This window comes from Pantoea sp. B550, assembly GCF_024158165.1.
Taxonomy (GTDB): domain Bacteria; phylum Pseudomonadota; class Gammaproteobacteria; order Enterobacterales; family Enterobacteriaceae; genus Pantoea; species Pantoea alfalfae.
The window spans coordinates 309,031-325,815 of the sequence record NZ_JAMYXI010000003.1 but is presented as its reverse complement, the minus strand read 5'-3'; the positions used below and the strand labels follow the sequence as shown (position 1 = coordinate 325,815).

Below are 16,785 nucleotides of genomic sequence, written 5' to 3'. Positions count from 1 at the left end.
AAAATTCTAAAGGTTGTTAAACGGCAGACGATAACAACTTTGACGGCGCTGAAGCCGGCGGGTTGAAGCCCACACCTTAACCGAAAGACTTGATTAACAGGAAAATTTATCATGGCCCAAGTCATTAATACCAACAGCCTCTCGCTGATCACTCAGAACAACATCAACAAGAACCAGTCAGCTCTGTCTACTTCAATGGAGCGTCTGTCTTCTGGTTTACGTATCAACAGCGCGAAAGATGACGCTGCTGGTCAGGCGATTGCCAACCGTTTCACCTCTAACATCAAGGGTCTGACTCAGGCTGCTCGTAACGCCAACGACGGTATCTCTGCTGCGCAGACGACTGAAGGCGCGCTGTCAGAAATCAACAACAACTTACAGCGTATCCGTGAGCTGACTGTACAGGCTTCAAGCGGTACTAACTCAGATTCTGACAAATCTTCAATCCAGGACGAAATCAAATCACGTCTGGACGAGATTGACCGCGTATCGGGTCAGACTCAGTTCAACGGCGTGAACGTGCTGGCTAAAGACGGAAAAATGAACATCCAGGTTGGCGCTAACGATGGCGAAACCATCACTATCGACCTGAAAAAAATCGACTCCAAGACCCTGGGTCTGGATAGCTTCAACGTGAACGGTCCTGCTGGTACCCCAACTGCAGCTGGTGCAACAGAATTTAAAGCTGCTTACGGTTCTACTACCAACGTAACTGGCGCAACTGTTGCTGAATCAACTGCTAATGCCCTGTCTACCCGTCTGGGTGTGGCCACTTCTGGTGTTGCTGTAGACACCGGTACTGTCTACAAAGATGACAACGGCAAAATGTTTGCTAAAGTCACCGTGACTTCAGGCAGCGATGCTGAAACCAACAACCTGAAGGCAAATGGCTTTGATATCGCCAGCGGCGCAGCCGGCGCGAAAAGCTTCTTCGTAGCGGTTGACCCACAGTCTGCTGATACAGCAACCACTGCTGGCACCGCAGCATTCAAACTGGACACCTCTAACATGAGCCTGTCCAGCCTGACTACGGGTGCATCATCAAGCCCACTGGCTAAACTGGATGAAGCGATTGCGAGCGTGGATAAGTTCCGTTCTTCACTGGGTGCGATTCAGAACCGTCTGAACTCAGCCGTGACTAACCTGAGCAACACCACGACCAACCTGTCAGCTGCACAGTCTCGTATCCAGGATGCTGACTACGCAACTGAAGTTTCAAACATGTCTAAAGCGCAGATCGTACAGCAGGCTGGTAACTCAGTGTTGGCAAAAGCTAACCAGGTTCCACAGCAGGTTCTGTCTCTGCTGCAGGGCTAATCGATTCCCTCAGAATCCACGCAAAAACCCCGCCTCGGCGGGGTTTTTTTATGGCTGAAGAATAGTCCAGCGTTGCCGTTCTGGCAGATTAGGCCCTCTTTGCTGTTTTACTTCTCCGATTGAACCCAGGCACAAAGATTATGCTAAAGCAAAATGTGCGCTGCTCTCAGTCGGTCATGACTCAGAGGAGTCAGTGAGAGAGAGTAAAATGCATCAACATGATCTGGTCAGCATCATCATTACCGCCGGCGCTTCAGCCTGGTTTACAAACGCACTCGACAGCGCGCTCAGCCAGGATTACCCGCAGATTGAAATCATTGTGGCTGATTACAGTGACGCGCCTTTTATTCATAAGAAGCTACAGGGTTATCTTGTCCGATACGGCCATCTTCTTCGCTATTTAAAAATAGATGATGGGACGGTACCGGTTTATCAGGCTGCCGTCAGCGCAGCGCGCGGAAAATATATTAAATTCCTGTCAGATGCCGATCTCCTGAAACCTGCCTGCGTCTCCACATTAGTCTCAGGCCTGATGACACAGCCTGAGTGCCGTGTGGCGGCCTCCCGTCGGGAGCGGGTAGGTCCACAGGGTGAAGTGCTGCCCGAGCTTATCTCAACATCGGCTTTGTACAGTGAAAACAGCATTATCAACGGCCAGGATTTGCTGCGTAATCAGACACTGAAAGCGTACAGTCTGCCGGGAGAAATGACCGCCGCGCTGTTTTACCGCGAAGATCTCACCAGCAGCCTTATCGATCATTCACTGCTCACCACCGGCGATCCGGCATTACAGGCGGTTCCGGCGCTGGTTATTTTTCACCATTTATTGAGGCACAGCCACCTTCTCTGGTTTGCCACGCCGTTGTGTAGCATTCGTGCTTCAGATGTGGAATTTCAGCCTCATCAGCGTGAAAGTAACGATATTTTCAGAGACGGGCGAGAGGCGTTATATGAAAAGATCCGTAACGAAAGCTGGTTTAATGATGTCGACCATGAGCCACATCTGGCGCGCGTTGCTTCCACGGAGCGACCTGATCTGTTTGGCATCAAAAATCTTTCTGAAGAGCAGCAGAAGAACTTTACCTTAGACACGCTTGCGACGTGGAGAGCTTCACGCACCCTGAATCCATTGCAGCATAATATGCTGGTGGATCTTGCCGCGACGCACACGCATCCCGTCAGCGTGCTGGTCGTGATTACGGTTACAGAAGAGACCGTCACCGGTCTGGATATACTTTTGAAATCGATCGGCCAGACAGCGACAGTGGGCATCCGGTTTGAACCGGTTATCGTTGCCATCGACGTAACGCCTGACACGAACGCTGAATGCTATGCCGCAACAGAGCAGAGCCGAATCAGTGTCATCAATCAAATCATCCATGAACGTGAAGACCATTGGATCATGTTTCTTGAGGCGACCACGATTCTGCACGCCTCCGGTATGATCGCATTGAGCAAAATGCTCCTCGTTCAAAACCATTATTTAGCACTCTATGCAGATGAATTTTTTTATATCGATAATGCACCACTCGGTGCCGCTTTCAGGCCCGATTTTAATCTTGATTTACTGCTCAGTTCGCCCAAAACGATGGCGCAACACTGGTTGTTCCGGCGAGAGCTGCTGTTAGCGGCGGAAGGACTGGATGCCGATTATCCCGCTTCAGCAGAGTTTGATCTCATTATTAAGCTGATTGAATCTCAGGGGTTTGAGGGTATCGGTCACCTCGCTGAGCCGTTGTTAACAGGCCATCTGAAAAGCAGAGATATCCTTGAAGATGTGGCGATCATTGAGCGGCATTTGCATAATCGCGGCTACCCGGATGGACGGGCGGCATTAGATAAATTCTTCAATTACCGTTTACGATACAACCATCCCGATAAGCCGGTGGTTTCAATCATCATTCTGGCTAACTGGGATCTCGCCTCGCTGATTAGTTGCGTCACGACCGTGCTGGAAAAAACCACCTGGCACCAGTACGAGATGATCATCATCTCTGATAACCAGGGGACGACTGAGCGGGATAAATGGTTGTCAGATATTGCAACAGTTGATCCTGTCCGTATAAAAACCGCAAGCTTTAACGGCGCATTCAGCCACAGTGCTATGGCTAATCTCGCCGCTGAACAGGCTACAGGAGACTATCTGCTTTTCATGCATTGTGAAATGGCGGTCACTGACGGTGAATGGCTCGATAATCTCCTGAATCATGGACTACGGCCTGAAGTCTTTGCTGTGGGTGGAAAGCATCTCTCATCTGACAATAAGATCAGGCATGCGGGTTACGTCCTGGGGGTAAACGGTGCAGTGGGTGAAGTCTTCAGAGGTAATGACGACAAAGACGCCAACTATCTGGGGCGCATGAATGTCGATCAGAACTACAGTGCCGTTTCGGGTGATCTGATGCTGATGCGCAAATCGGTATTCGACGAGCTGGGAGGATTTGATCAGGATAAGCGCTTATATGCTGACGTTGATCTGTGCCTGAAGGCGCGGGAGCAGGGCTATCTGACGGTCTGGACACCTTATGCCCGTCTGCATCGTCCCGCAGCACGCACCAGCCCGTTCCCGGATGAAACCGTGCAGACGTCCAGTAAATTAAAACAGCTGGAAGAAGACAAAATTTATGCTGAATGGATGCCGGTCGTGGCCAGTGACCCTGCGTATAACCCAAACCTTTCAATGCGAAGTCGTCACTTCGAATTACGAAATGACGATGTTAACTGGCTGCCGGTCAGAGCAGAAAATCTGCCCACCTTTCTTGCGCATAATGCCGATATTTACGGTTGCGGACATTACCGTATTACTCAACCGCTTGAGGCGATGATAGCGGAAGGCGTTGCTCAGGGGAAAAGCGGCATGACACTGCTGACATTGAGTGAGATGGGGCATTTCAGCCCCGATAGTCTGATTATCCAGCGCCGGTATGCACCAGCATTTCATAACTGGATGGAGCGAGTCAGTAAACTTCACAACGTATTTAAGGTGTTTGAACTGGACGATTACATCATCAATCTGCCCATGAAACATCATGGCCGTCACGCTTATAAGCAGGAGACGGCAAAATTAATACGTAAAAGCCTGAGCTTTTTTGACCGCTTTGTGGTCTCTACCGCACCACTGGCCGACGCGATGCGTGATATGCATCCGGATATCGTTGTGATGAAAAATCGCCTTCCTTCAGAGGCCTGGGGCAGCCTTCGCTCACTGCGTCAGCAGGGTAATAAACCCCGTGTGGGCTGGGCTGGCGGTGTCAGTCATCGGGGCGATCTTGAAATGATTTTCGACATTGTCCGGGAATTTTCTAAAGACGTTGAATGGATCTTTATGGGTATGTGTCCGGATAAACTCCGTCCTTATGTGCACGAAATACACAGTGGCGTTGATCTCACACTTTATCCTGCAGCGCTCGCGTCGCTCAATCTCGATCTGGCGCTGGCACCGGTTGAAGACAATATCTTTAACGCCTGTAAAAGTAATTTGAGGTTACTGGAATACGGTGCCTGCGGAGTGCCCGTTATTTGCAGCAACGTTGCCTGTTATCGGGACGATAATCTGCCAGTTACCCGTGTTAATAACCGGTTCATTGACTGGCGCGAGGCTATCCGGATGCATCTGGCTGACCCGGATGCCAGCGCAAAAATGGGAATGGAATTGCAGGCTGAGATCCGACGTAACTGGATGCTGACCGGTGAGACCCTGCGGCTGTGGGCAAAAGCATGGCAGCCCTGATTCCTTTCGGCAGCTGTTAACCTTTCAGGCTATCTGATCAAAATTTCAGATGGCCTGAAACAGCGCAGAGCACAGAACGGTTAAGTGATTTCATCAACCTGGCGGGCGGAGTTGCAATGTCTGAATTTAAACATCCTTATTATATATTTTCACCTGATTATCGGGAGTCGTCCGGCGGTATTCAGGCTTTGCACAAACTCTGTCATCAAATCAATCTGCATGGCGGCAATGCATGGATGGTAAATAGCGATATCACCAATCCTGCCTGGAATACGCCTAAGCTGGATGTTGAAATTTATGATCAGCATAAAAAATCGGAGCTGATCCCCATCGCTGTTTATCCTGAAATTTATTCTGGTAATCCGATTAAGGCTGACGTCTGTGTGCGCTACATGTTAAATCATGAAGCGCTGCTCAATGGTAATCGTCTTAATGAAACAGAAGAGGATCTCTTTTTCTGGTATAGCTCACAGCTGATTGTGAAAGAACCTGACGTTGATTTTTTAACGATGGTAGGCCCGGATTTAGCGATGTTCTCGGATGACGGCAGAGTAAAAACGACAAAACTTCTCTATCTGAATCGGGTACCCGAAGAGAAAGTCGATTTTACTGCTTTACCCGACGATATCACGATTATATCGGTTAAAAATCCTCGTCCTCTGGCAGAGCTGGCAGAAATTTTAAAGTCGGCCACGGTGATGTACACCTTTGAATGGTCCGGAACCTGTAACCTGGCTGCATTGTGTGGGGTGCCGGTGGTTTCTCTGGTCGCCCCGGGTTATGAAAAACTCGCCATCTCCGATGCTTCGATTCGCGATATGGGTGGGGCGGGTGTCTGCTTTAGTGACGATCCCGCGGAACTGGAGAGCACGCGTGCCGGGCTTTATAACGTTCGCGACCACATGCGAAAATTTGAAGCAAATTTCTCGCAGCAGTTAACGCACTTTTTTAGTAAAACGCAGACGGCTGCAGAGAAGAAAAGTGAAGAGAAGTTTGTCTCAACGGAAAACTGGCTGGCCCATTATCCCGTGCCTGAAAAATCTCTGGCTGAAACGGATGGCGGTCTGTCCCTCAGCGTGGTGGTTCTGGATGACAACTCATCGCAGCAGGCACTTGATATTACACTCACCTCACTTCATACGCTGTGCGTGGATATTAACATCTACGCCACTGTGGAAATGAGTGAAAAGGATTCAAAACCGAATCACTTCAGCCGCTGGTTAAGCCAACTGCTGGCTGAAGACCAGAATGAATGGATACTGTTCCTCCATTCTGGCGACAGAATTTTCCCGAATATTTTCAACAGTCTCTCTCTTTTCAGCGAAAAAATCACGACCTCGCTGGCATTTTATACAGACCGTATCTGGCTGGATTCGGATGGGGAGACTTCGTCACTTTTTCTGCCCGATTTTGATCCTGATTACTTTTTAGCGAAGCCAGAGTGCTTTGCCAGGGGGGCTTTCTTCAGACGTGAATTGTGTATGGAGATAATTAAATCACGTGACATTTCACCCCGGACGGTTGAAATCGATTTTTTATTCCCACTGCTCAATGCGCGAATGATGGCTGATATTCAGCATATCCCGCTGCCTGTGTTAGAGGTGTTATCAGCAGACAATAATAATGACGAGTTAACGCAGGCTTTACTGGCAGAGCACCTGACGCTGAGAGGGTACAGCAATGCTTCAGTTGAAAAAAATAAGAACGTGTTTGCTATACATTACAATACCTCAGCAATTAAAAAGCTTACCGTCGTTCTTATCGTAGACAATGAAATCGATCAGGTTAAGCGGACGCTGTCGACGTTTGTCGACACCGTCACTGATACAGCCTATGAAATCATTTTTATCGATAATCTGTCAGAAGACGAGAGCGTCAGAGCATGGCTATCTTCACTCTCAGAAATAAATGAAGATATCTTCAGAGTCTATTTCGTTGATGAGAAAATCAGCAGCGTCAGTGCGCTGAATTATGCTCTCTCTGTGGCGCGCGGTGAATTTACACTTTATCTTTCCTGTGGGGTTTATTTTAATAATAAAGCCTGGCTGAACGCATTGCTGAACCATTGCGGGCGTTCTGAACTCCTCGCCTGTGCGCCATTTTTAACTGATAAACGTCACCACCTCTACTCCCCGGGCATTATTGATGGGACGGTACGCTGCCACTATGATCAGTTCAACGCAGCAGACGGGACGTACAGCCCGGAACAGATTGTTCCGCAACGCTATTTACTGCTCAGCAGCGAATGTATCATGTTGAGAACCGCAGCCTGCCATCAGGCAGGAGGGCTTAATGAAAAGTTCACTACCGTCCATGAGGCAGTCAGCGATCTGCTGTTAAGGGCGTCAGAAAAAGAATCTGTCATGTTAGCCGTTCCTCAGTCACGGGTATGTTGCGATGAAATCATGTCAGAAGCAGAACTTATCCCCGGCACTGCGCTCTTTACAGCCCAGTGGATCGACCGGTTAGCCCGTGACCCTGTTATGAATCCTAATCTCTCCTGGAGTGGTGAGCGTTTTGTACGGGAAAATAATAGCGCGCTGATAGCGGCCCGGCTGGGCTTAAAATCCGATTCGCTATTTTTGTCTGATCCCGAAGACTGCGCGGAAATTCAGCGTGTCAAAGATCGTCATCAGGCGATTACCCACTCCGCAAGCGGCTTACACACTCTGGTCACTCATCGTTTATCTGCTGGTGAACTTTACAGACTAAAACCTGAGTATATTGTGCTGAGCGATGTGATGGCCAACAGACAGGTGCGGCTGTTACAGAACCGGCATCTTTTCCCTGACACCCGTTTCATTGTTGACATAACCCGGGCGTCGTTTAGCACGAACAGTCATCAGCGTGATCGTGATGCGATTATGCAGGGCGCGGACATGCTGGTGGTCAGGAATGCCGCTGCGCTGAAACTTTTCAGCCACAAAAACATGCTCCTTCAGGAGGATAAGCTCGGCACGGACTGGCAGGGACTCGTTCAGCCTGATTATCGTTCAGCCGAAAATGACGCAAAGCCCAGAGTGGGCATCGTGCTGACGGATTTGCACCCGGAAGACTGGCGGCACATTGAGGTGCTTATCAAGGAGATGTGTGAAGATGTCTGCTGGATTATTTACGGAGCCTGTCCTGACGCATGGAAAGCCTCTATCCATGAATATCATCGTAAAGTGCCGCAAAACAGGCTTGCGCCGTTGTTTCAGTCCTTAAATTTAAACCTTGCGCTTGCTCCTCTCTCAGATTCGTTACTCAACCAGGCGGAAGGGCATCGTGTTATCGCGCAGTTAGGTGCCTGCGGTTACCCGGTGCTGGCCAGCGATCACGATGCTTATAAAGAGATAATGAGCGTTGAGCGTATTAAAAATAAAACGTCGCAGTGGCGATTTATGATTAACAAAATGATCCGCAATCCGCTTTTAATGCAAAGCCTCGGTGAAAACCTCTATCAGGAAGTTAACAGACGCTGGATTTACCAGTCGGGAGAACTGCCGGTATGGCTTGCCCGTAAAGATCGCTGATACCGGGAAGATGGGTACGTATACGTACCCATTCGGTGCATGGATTTCCACAGCCTGGCACAGTCAGCCAGATAATGACGATCATCCCATCCGTTACAGTTCCCCTCCAGCCTGCCGATAACTCCTCACAGAACAACATCATTTTTTGATTTTAACTTTGTGGAGTGTCTATGCGCTTCAATTATGACCTGTTACCGGGCGAGCGGCTGACCTTCGAGGAGATCGCCCGGCGTTATGCGCTGCAATATCCTGATGATAAAGAGCTGACGGCGCGCGCCTTGCTTAGCCCGTCTACCGGCCTGCGCACGCTGAAAATCCGTGCGGTGTTCGCACGCGAAGAGAGCAACAGTCCGCTGGAAGATCTGCTGTTCATCTCCCATGACAACGAGCGTAAAAATTATCTGCGCCGCTTTGAGCACTACCTTAAGCAGAATCTCTCATTCCTCTATTTTCGTCGCAGCGACAACGAGAAGCGCGACAATCTGTGGAAAGTGATGGGCAGCAGTCAGGTCTTCGCAATGATCGATCCACAATCGGCCACGGCACAGAATCTGTTAAACAGTCGCGGCTATAAACTGGTGCTGATGCATCAGGATGATGAGGACATCTACTGGCAGCTCTTTAATCCGCAGGCGGACCCCTGTTTTCCGCAGTCGCAGCGTATTCAGTTCATCGTGGTGCTCAGTACGCCGCAGCACAAGGTCCCTGCAGCTGTGATGCCGGGTACTGAAGTCGGCCGTCGCGTCAAAGCACGGGTGCTGCAGCGTGCCAGCCAGGCGGAATTCAGCGCCGGTGTCAAAGCCCGCTACGGTGCCTGCGTGATGACCGGCACCGAGCTGACCGAACGGCACAACTGGCCGTGGGTGGAAGCCTGCCATATCGACACGCAGGAAGGCGATGATGGCGTCCTGGCGGACAACAGCATCGATAACGGCCTGTTTTTACGCAGCGATCTGCAGCGGCTATTTATTAACCGACTGATTAGCATTGATGCTGAATCAGGCGCGATTCAGGTGCATCCCGGCGAGGAGGCGCGGCAGCACATTGCGCCCTGGTATCAGGAGCTGGAGGGGCGTATTTGCAGTTTGTGGGCCGCGGTGCCGCCCGCCACGCGGCAACGGCTGCGCGCCCGTCGTTAATTCCAGGAGGCGTGCAGAAATAACTGCACGCTGACTTAACAAAAATCAAATAGCCTCGTTTTACCCCGCCTATTCAGCCAATCGAAAACGCTACAGAATTGGATAATCATGCCGATAACTTCATTAACGCAGGGTAGTCAACGTGAACGATTTCTATACCGCCGAAGGCGTGATGGACAAGCATTCGCTCTGGCAGCGCTACGTGCCGCTGGTGCGCCATGAAGCGTTGCGTCTGCAGGTTCGCCTGCCGGCCAGCGTTGAGCTTGACGACTTGCTGCAGGCGGGTGGGATAGGGCTGTTAAATGCCGTAGAGCGTTACGACGCGCTCCAGGGCACAGCTTTTACCACCTACGCCGTGCAGCGTATTCGTGGCGCAATGCTCGACGAGCTTCGCAGTCGGGACTGGGCACCACGCAGCGTGCGTCGTAACGCACGTGAAGTGGCGGGCGCAATGCACAGAGTGGAACAGTCGCTGGGGCGTTCTGCTTCCGAGCAGGAAGTGGCGCAGCAGCTGAATGTTTCCATGGAGGAGTACCGGCAGATCCTGCTGGACACCAACAATAGTCAACTTTTCTCCTACGACGAGTATCGGGAAGAGCACGGCGACAGCGCGGAACTGGTGACGGAAGGCCATGAAGAGGCTAATCCGCTTCACCAGTTGCTTGAAGGGAGTCTGCGTGAGCGCGTCATTGAAGCGATCGAAGCGTTACCCGATCGTGAAAAGATGGTGCTGACACTGTACTACCAGGAAGAACTGAACCTGAAAGAGATTGGTGCGGTACTTGATGTGGGTGAATCCCGTGTCAGCCAGCTGCACAGTCAGGCGATTAAACGCCTGCGGGCCCGACTTGCGGGAGCGCGCTAGCAGTATCAGTTCCTGGCGATTCAAAATTATAAGAAACCGGGGACTCAGTAATGGGAGCCAAGACCAAGGCCAGACCGTTAAGTCGTTATCTTAAAGACTATAAGCACAGCCAGAGCAACTGTTCACACTGTGGCAAGATATTAGATCGAATGGCGCTCGTTTTTCGTGGCCAGATCATCAATAAAGAGGCCATCGCACGGATGGACCAGATGATTGATGAGCAGCTGTGGCTGAAACTTCAGCCCGAACTGACCGCGCTTTGTCGTTTTTGTAGTGATATTTTTTGTAATACCCATCCTAATTACTTCGACATTATGGCGTTTAAACAATATTTGTTTGAACAGACAGAGATGAGCCCCAGCACGATTCGTGAATATGTGGTGCGTCTGCGTCGACTGGATGAGATGCTAAAAGCCAAAAATTTCCCGGCCGACAGGCTTAAAGGAAATAGCTGGCATCAGTGTCTGGAAAGCGATCTGCCCGATGCCGGTAATAACAATTACCGTATTGCGCTGCGCAAGTACGATCAGTTTTTAGGCTGGCAGCAGGCGTAAGCCTGTTCTGCACCGATTGCTCCCCCGCGTGCCTGCCGCACGTTCTCCCTTACCTGCCCGCCAGGGAAAAGGGAAGGGGGAGCACGGCGCTTCTTTCTTCTCACCTCTATTACCACATCTGCGGACACCGGAATCAGGGTGATCCTTTGCGCATCTTCTGCAACACTGTAAGGATAATTTTCATGCCCGACCGGAGGCAGCATTGTCTTTACATCTGTTACATCAATTCCCGCGTCTTGAACTGCTTGGCGCACCGACGCCGTTAGAACATCTGCCACGGCTTTCCGACTATCTGGGTCGCGATATTTTCATCAAACGTGATGACTTCACACCAGTGGCGATGGGCGGCAATAAGCTGCGCAAACTCGAATTCCTGGCAGCCGATGCGCTGCGCGAAGGTGCAGACGTGCTGCTGACCGCGGGCGCAATCCAGTCTAATCATGTGCGTCAGACGGCGGCCGTCGCGGCCCGGCTTGGCCTGAAGTGTGTGGCGCTGCTGGAAAACCCGATTGGCACCCATGCTGAAAACTACCTGAGCAACGGTAACCGTCTGTTACTGGACCTGATGGACGCGGAAGTGATTAGGGTGGATGCGTTGCACAACCCCACTGAACAGCTGGCTGAAGAGGCCACGCGTCTGGAAGCCCAGGGATTTCGCCCTTACATCGTGCCGGTCGGCGGCTCAAATGCGCTGGGTGCACTAGGCTATGTAGAGTGCGCGCAGGAGATCGCCCATCAGAGCGAAGGCGTAGTCGATTTCGCCGCCGTGGTTGTCGCCTCGGGCAGTGCCGGCACCCATGCAGGACTGGCGGTAGGTCTGGAGCATCTGCTGCCGGAAACTGAGCTGGTCGGCGTCACCGTTTCACGCCAGGTCGACGCGCAGTTGCCGCTGGTTGAGCGGCTGCGTCAGTCGCTGGCAGAGACGCTGGAAGTGGAGGCTAAGGCACCGATCACGCTGTGGGATGACTATTTTGCGCCGCGCTACGGCGAGCCGAATGATGAAGGCATGGCGGCGGTGAAACTGCTGGCGCAGCTGGAAGGCATTCTGCTCGACCCGGTGTATACCGGCAAGGCGATGGCCGGATTGCTGGATGGCATCAGCCAGAATCGTTTCCGTCGTGAAGGCCCGTTGCTGTTTATTCATACGGGCGGCGCACCGGCGTTATTTGCTTATCATCCTTCGGTCTGAGACAAGCGAATAAAACAGTTTATACTCCGTGCGTTATCATTCTGGACTGGCAGCAGCTCGCGGTGCTGCCCTTATAAGAACACACACAATACTGTCAATAATGGGGTGAATATGTCCTTTTCTCGTGCAGGTCGTCAGATGGTGATGGGCGTCATGGCTGTGGCGCTGATCGCAGGCGTCAACGTTAAAACCTTTGCTGCCGAAAACCTGCTGAACAAAATTAAAGAGCGCGGCACGCTGCTGGTGGGGCTGGAAGGCACCTATCCGCCATTCAGTTTCCAGGATGAAAAGGGCAAGCTGACCGGCTTTGAAGTGGAGTTCGCGGAACAGCTGGCGCAGCACATGGGCGTTAAGGCGAGCCTGAAACCGACCAAGTGGGACGGCATGCTGGCCTCACTCGACGCGAAGCGTATTGATGTCGTCATCAACCAGGTCACCATCTCTGATGAGCGTAAGAAGAAGTATGACTTCTCCACGCCATACACGGTCTCCGGTATTCAGGCGCTGACGATGAAAGCCAACGCGAACACCATCACCAAACCAGCCGACCTGGCGGGCAAGAAAGTGGGCGTGGGTCTGGGCACCAACTATGAACAGTGGCTGCGTGAGAACGTGAAGGGTGTGGACATCCGTACCTATGATGATGACCCGACAAAATATCAGGATCTGCGCTCTGGGCGTCTGAATGCCATTCTGGTTGACCGTCTGGCTGCGCTGGATCTGGTCAAGAAAACCGGCGATACCATGGCGGTTGCGGGTGATGCCTTCTCACGTCAGGAATCGGGCGTGGCAGTGCGTAAAGGCAACGACGATCTGCTGAAAGCGATTGACAAGGCGATTGCTGACATGCAGAAAGATGGCTCGCTGAGCAAGCTGTCTCAGAAATGGTTTGGCGCGGACGTGACGAAATAATGCAGGAAAGTCTTCAACTGGTGCTGGATTCAGCACCTTTTTTATTAAAAGGCGCGCTGTTCACGCTGCAGCTCAGCATCGGCGGCATGTTCTTTGGTCTGCTGCTGGGCTTTATTCTGGCGCTGATGCGTCTGTCGCGCTTCTGGCCGGTTCGCTGGCTGGCGCGGATCTATGTCTCGATTTTCCGTGGCACGCCGCTGATCGCCCAGCTGTTTATGATCTACTACGGCCTGCCGCAGTTTGGCATCGAGCTTGATCCAATCCCCTCCGCGATGATTGGTCTTTCCCTGAATACCGCCGCGTATGCTTCAGAGTCACTGCGCGGCGCGATTGCATCGATTGAACGCGGACAGTGGGAAGCGGCGGCGAGTATCGGTATGACCCGCTGGCAGACCCTGCGCCGGGTGATCCTGCCGCAGGCGGCCCGCACCGCGCTGCCTCCGCTGGGCAACAGCTTTATCAGCCTGGTGAAGGATACCTCGCTGGCGGCGACCATTCAGGTGCCGGAACTGTTCCGTCAGGCGCAGCTGATCACCTCACGTACGCTGGAAGTCTTCACCATGTATCTGGCCGCCTCGCTGATTTACTGGGTGATGGCAACGGTGTTATCTGCGCTGCAGAACCGGCTGGAACAGCATGTTAATCGTCAGGATTCGGAGTCGAAATGAGCGCCATCGAAGTCAGAAAGCTGGTGAAATCGTTTAACGGCCAGAGGGTGCTGCACGACATTGACCTTGATGTGGCCGCCGGTGAAGTGGTGGCAATTATCGGTCCCAGCGGCTCGGGTAAAACCACGCTGCTGCGCAGTATCAACCTGCTGGAAGTGCCGGACAGCGGCACCATCCGCGTTGGAGAGATCATCGTAGATGCGGCGCTGGCACAAAGTAAGCAGAAAGAGCAGGTGCGTCGTCTGCGTCAGCAGGTCGGGTTTGTCTTCCAGAACTTCAATCTGTTTCCGCACCGTTCGGTGATGGAGAATATCATTGAAGGACCGGTCATCGTTAAAGGCGAACCGAAAGCGGATGCGGTAGCCCGCGCCCGTACGCTGCTGGAGAAGGTCGGTCTGCATGGTAAAGAGGAGAGCTATCCGCGTCGTCTGTCGGGTGGACAGCAACAGCGCGTGGCGATTGCGCGTGCGCTGGCAATGCGACCTGAAGTGATCCTGTTTGATGAACCGACCTCGGCGCTGGATCCGGAGCTGGTGGGTGAAGTGCTCAGCACTATTCGCGCGCTGGCCGAAGAGAAACGCACCATGGTCATTGTGACACATGAGATGAGCTTTGCCCGCGACGTCGCTGACCGCGCTATTTTTATGGATCAGGGGCGCATTGTGGAGCAGGGCGAGGCGAAAGCGTTGTTCAGTAATCCTCAGCAGCCGCGTACCCGTCAGTTCCTCGATAAGTTTCTCAGTCAGTAACCTCACTGCCTTCCCGGGAAGGCAGTTTTAACCGACTCAATGGCCTCACTTTTTAACGATAACGGGCGGCTGTCAGCATAATGCGTGCCGTAATAGCACAACCCATTATTCAGCTGTTAAACCTTTTGCCACATCTGACAAATCTTTTCCTTTCATCGGATATTTAATGGTTTTTCCCGATACCGCTTTCTCTTATTTATATTCCCTGCAATATGAAACATTATTATCATTTATCCTGGCTGTGGCGCTGATAATTAGCGTATTTGCATGTTGATTAATAAGTGTAAGGAAACGTTCTGCAGAGTAAATAACTGTGGCATCAGGGCCACCCTGCGGCTTTTAAGAGTTTCGCTACATTCATCATCGGCTCAATGGCGAATAATCGCTGGATAATCATAAAAGCAATACTAATTTCCTCGCTTTTACTTTCCAGCATTCTGACCTACATAGCAGGAGTCATTGAATGAGCCAGACTAAGTCAGACCAGATCCTGTGGGTAGATACCCTTAAGGGCGCCTGCATATTGCTGGTGGTCCTGTATCACACGGTATTACCGGGTTTTGAAGGGACGATGAAATACCTCACTGCCGGATGGATCCCCGCCGAAATATGGATACAGTTTAATACGGTCCTGTCGCCGCTGCGTATGCCCGCCTTTTTCTTTGTGTCAGGATTGCTGGCGACCAATGGCATTATTAACCGGCCCTGGAAACAGGTGTTTACCAGTCGCATCACTAATCTCTTTTATCTCTATATTCTGTGGGGATTTATTCAGTGGTGGTCCATCATTGGCATCTCAACTGAAATTACCGGCCAGCGGATTTCGCAGAATCTGAATGCCGCCTATGCCGGTTCGCTGTTTGAATTTCTCAAGCTGACCTTTATGGCCATGAGTACCTCATGGTATCTCTACGGGCTGGGACTCTATTTCCTCTGTGCCAAAGTTTTTCGCCAATATAAGCTGGCCCTGGTGGCGGTGGCGATTCTGCTGAATTATCTGGCGGTCGAAAAAGTGATCCCGTTCTGGGGTCCGCAGAGTCTGGCGCAATATTTCCTGTTCTTCCTTTTAGGTGCGTTCTGGAGCCAGACCATGCTGCGCCTGAGTGAATGGCGGCGAGAGAATCTGATGCCCTGGGCGCTACTTGCTGCGGTCGCCGGTATTCATGTGATATTCGGTCTGGATAAGAGTCTGTTCCTGTGTGTGCTGGCGGTGTTGTTCAGTATTGCTGCATGCCGTTGGCTGAATCAGCATTTCAGCATGCGCTATCTCAACTGGGTGGGCCGCAATACGCTGCAGATTTACGTCATTCACCGTATTTTCATCGAGTTCTTTGGGATGTCCGCGATTCTGTTCGCGCAGCGGCATCATCTGTTCGAGCAGGCATGGTTTTCGTTTCTTTGGGCCTGTTTCTATCCGGTGGCCATCGTGGGGCTCTGTTCGGTCTGTTCAGTGGCAATCTGGTCGCTGACCAATCGCGGGGTGGGGCAGTCGCTGTTTGTGTTTCCGACGCTGATGAAGAGGGTGCCTGGCGGCGGGTGAGGGGCGCTTTGCAGTGGGAAGAGGACGCTGTGCAGCGGGCGGGCACTGAGAAGATTTCGCCCGCCAGGTGATGGGGAGTTTCAGGTTGCCTGTGCAGGCGGACGCGTTAAGGGGCGGATGCCCGCCCCTTAACAATCCCGGCGTCCGGCAGCCTGCGCGCCCCGCTCTGCGGGGTACCTTCGTCACGCCCTGCGGCCAGCTGACCGTCCTTTCGCCGACGTCCTGTCGGCTCATCCTGGCCTCCGGTTGTTCCTCAGCGCTTCGGATGCCTCTGGCAAACCCCCGCCTGTTATCTCTTTTGTTTTCTCTGGTGCTGTATTGTCTGCTGACCTGAAAAGCCAAAGCCAAAGCCAAAGCCAAAGCCAAAGCCAAAGCCAAAGCCAAAGCCAAAGCCAATCCCGGAAACGTAAAGCGATAAAGTAACCAACACAGAAAGAAGAAATAACAGCGAGGGGTCAGGGAGGCCATCTGAACCGCTGAGCGGATGAGGGATTTCAGGACGAGCGACAGGGATGTCGCGAAGAGGCGGGTTCGCGCCAGGGATGGCGCGTCCCGGTGGTCCGTGAGAAATCCGGAAGAAGCGAAGGGACCGCGAAGCGGCGGTGAA

The 16,785-nt window shown here is 52.1% G+C and carries 11 protein-coding genes; all 11 read left to right on the top strand.

Annotated elements, in window-relative coordinates; all coding sequences use genetic code 11:
• Nucleotides 1-111 precede the first annotated feature (111 nt).
• The 11 genes from NIM72_RS04560 to NIM72_RS04510 all read left to right on the top strand — a co-directional run bounded on the left by NIM72_RS04560 (nucleotide 112) and on the right by NIM72_RS04510 (nucleotide 16,178).
• Complete coding sequence (locus tag NIM72_RS04560) at nucleotides 112-1,317, top strand: FliC/FljB family flagellin (RefSeq protein WP_222925353.1); 1,206 nt, start codon at nucleotides 112-114, stop codon at nucleotides 1,315-1,317.
• A 208-nt stretch (nucleotides 1,318-1,525) separates the two neighbouring features.
• On the top strand, nucleotides 1,526-5,047 hold the full coding sequence (locus tag NIM72_RS04555; RefSeq protein WP_253418964.1) for a glycosyltransferase: 3,522 nt from the start codon (nucleotides 1,526-1,528) through the stop codon (nucleotides 5,045-5,047).
• Between the two features lie 116 nt (nucleotides 5,048-5,163).
• The gene (locus tag NIM72_RS04550) at nucleotides 5,164-8,562 is read left to right on the top strand and encodes a glycosyltransferase (protein WP_253418961.1); all 3,399 of its coding nucleotides are present in this window, start codon (nucleotides 5,164-5,166) and stop codon (nucleotides 8,560-8,562) included.
• Between the two features lie 170 nt (nucleotides 8,563-8,732).
• On the top strand, nucleotides 8,733-9,701 hold the full coding sequence (locus tag NIM72_RS04545) for an HNH endonuclease signature motif containing protein (protein ID WP_161736513.1): 969 nt from the start codon (nucleotides 8,733-8,735) through the stop codon (nucleotides 9,699-9,701).
• Nucleotides 9,702-9,843: 142 nt separating this feature from the next.
• Nucleotides 9,844-10,566 carry an RNA polymerase sigma factor FliA gene (locus tag NIM72_RS04540; protein WP_003854529.1) on the top strand — a complete coding sequence of 241 codons (723 nt, stop codon included), beginning with the start codon at nucleotides 9,844-9,846 and terminating at the stop codon, nucleotides 10,564-10,566.
• Between the two features lie 50 nt (nucleotides 10,567-10,616).
• Nucleotides 10,617-11,120 (top strand): flagella biosynthesis regulatory protein FliZ, encoded by a 504-nt coding sequence (gene fliZ, locus NIM72_RS04535; RefSeq protein WP_222925356.1) that lies wholly within the window; start codon nucleotides 10,617-10,619, stop codon nucleotides 11,118-11,120.
• Between the two features lie 202 nt (nucleotides 11,121-11,322).
• Nucleotides 11,323-12,309 (top strand): D-cysteine desulfhydrase, encoded by a 987-nt coding sequence (locus tag NIM72_RS04530; protein WP_161736969.1) that lies wholly within the window; start codon nucleotides 11,323-11,325, stop codon nucleotides 12,307-12,309.
• Between the two features lie 111 nt (nucleotides 12,310-12,420).
• Nucleotides 12,421-13,221, top strand: coding sequence for a cystine ABC transporter substrate-binding protein (tcyJ, locus tag NIM72_RS04525; RefSeq protein WP_253418958.1), 801 nt, complete (start codon nucleotides 12,421-12,423; stop codon nucleotides 13,219-13,221).
• Nucleotides 13,221-13,889 carry a cystine ABC transporter permease gene (gene tcyL, locus NIM72_RS04520; protein WP_013358251.1) on the top strand — a complete coding sequence of 223 codons (669 nt, stop codon included), beginning with the start codon at nucleotides 13,221-13,223 and terminating at the stop codon, nucleotides 13,887-13,889. The genes tcyJ and tcyL overlap by 1 nt, the downstream gene beginning before the upstream one ends.
• Nucleotides 13,886-14,638, top strand: a complete 753-nt coding sequence (tcyN, locus tag NIM72_RS04515; RefSeq protein ID WP_161736968.1) for an L-cystine ABC transporter ATP-binding protein TcyN — start codon at nucleotides 13,886-13,888, stop codon at nucleotides 14,636-14,638. Before tcyL ends, tcyN begins: the two co-directional genes overlap by 4 nt.
• A gap of 463 nt (nucleotides 14,639-15,101) precedes the next feature.
• Entirely contained in the window at nucleotides 15,102-16,178 is a 1,077-nt protein-coding gene (locus NIM72_RS04510) for an acyltransferase family protein (RefSeq protein WP_161736967.1), read from the top strand.
• Nucleotides 16,179-16,785 lie beyond the last annotated feature (607 nt).

Bases quoted from the DNA above. Each gene is read 5' to 3' on its own strand.
- tcyN (WP_161736968.1), top strand. From the start codon at position 13,886: ATGAGCGCCATCGAAGTCAGAAAGCTGGTGAAATCGTTTAACGGCCAG.
- NIM72_RS04550 (WP_253418961.1), top strand. From the start codon at position 5,164: ATGTCTGAATTTAAACATCCTTATTATATATTTTCACCTGATTATCGG.
- tcyJ (WP_253418958.1), top strand. From the start codon at position 12,421: ATGTCCTTTTCTCGTGCAGGTCGTCAGATGGTGATGGGCGTCATGGCT.
- NIM72_RS04560 (WP_222925353.1), top strand. From the start codon at position 112: ATGGCCCAAGTCATTAATACCAACAGCCTCTCGCTGATCACTCAGAAC.
- NIM72_RS04545 (WP_161736513.1), top strand. From the start codon at position 8,733: ATGCGCTTCAATTATGACCTGTTACCGGGCGAGCGGCTGACCTTCGAG.
- fliZ (WP_222925356.1), top strand. From the start codon at position 10,617: ATGGGAGCCAAGACCAAGGCCAGACCGTTAAGTCGTTATCTTAAAGAC.
- tcyL (WP_013358251.1), top strand. From the start codon at position 13,221: ATGCAGGAAAGTCTTCAACTGGTGCTGGATTCAGCACCTTTTTTATTA.
- NIM72_RS04555 (WP_253418964.1), top strand. From the start codon at position 1,526: ATGCATCAACATGATCTGGTCAGCATCATCATTACCGCCGGCGCTTCA.
- NIM72_RS04510 (WP_161736967.1), top strand. From the start codon at position 15,102: ATGAGCCAGACTAAGTCAGACCAGATCCTGTGGGTAGATACCCTTAAG.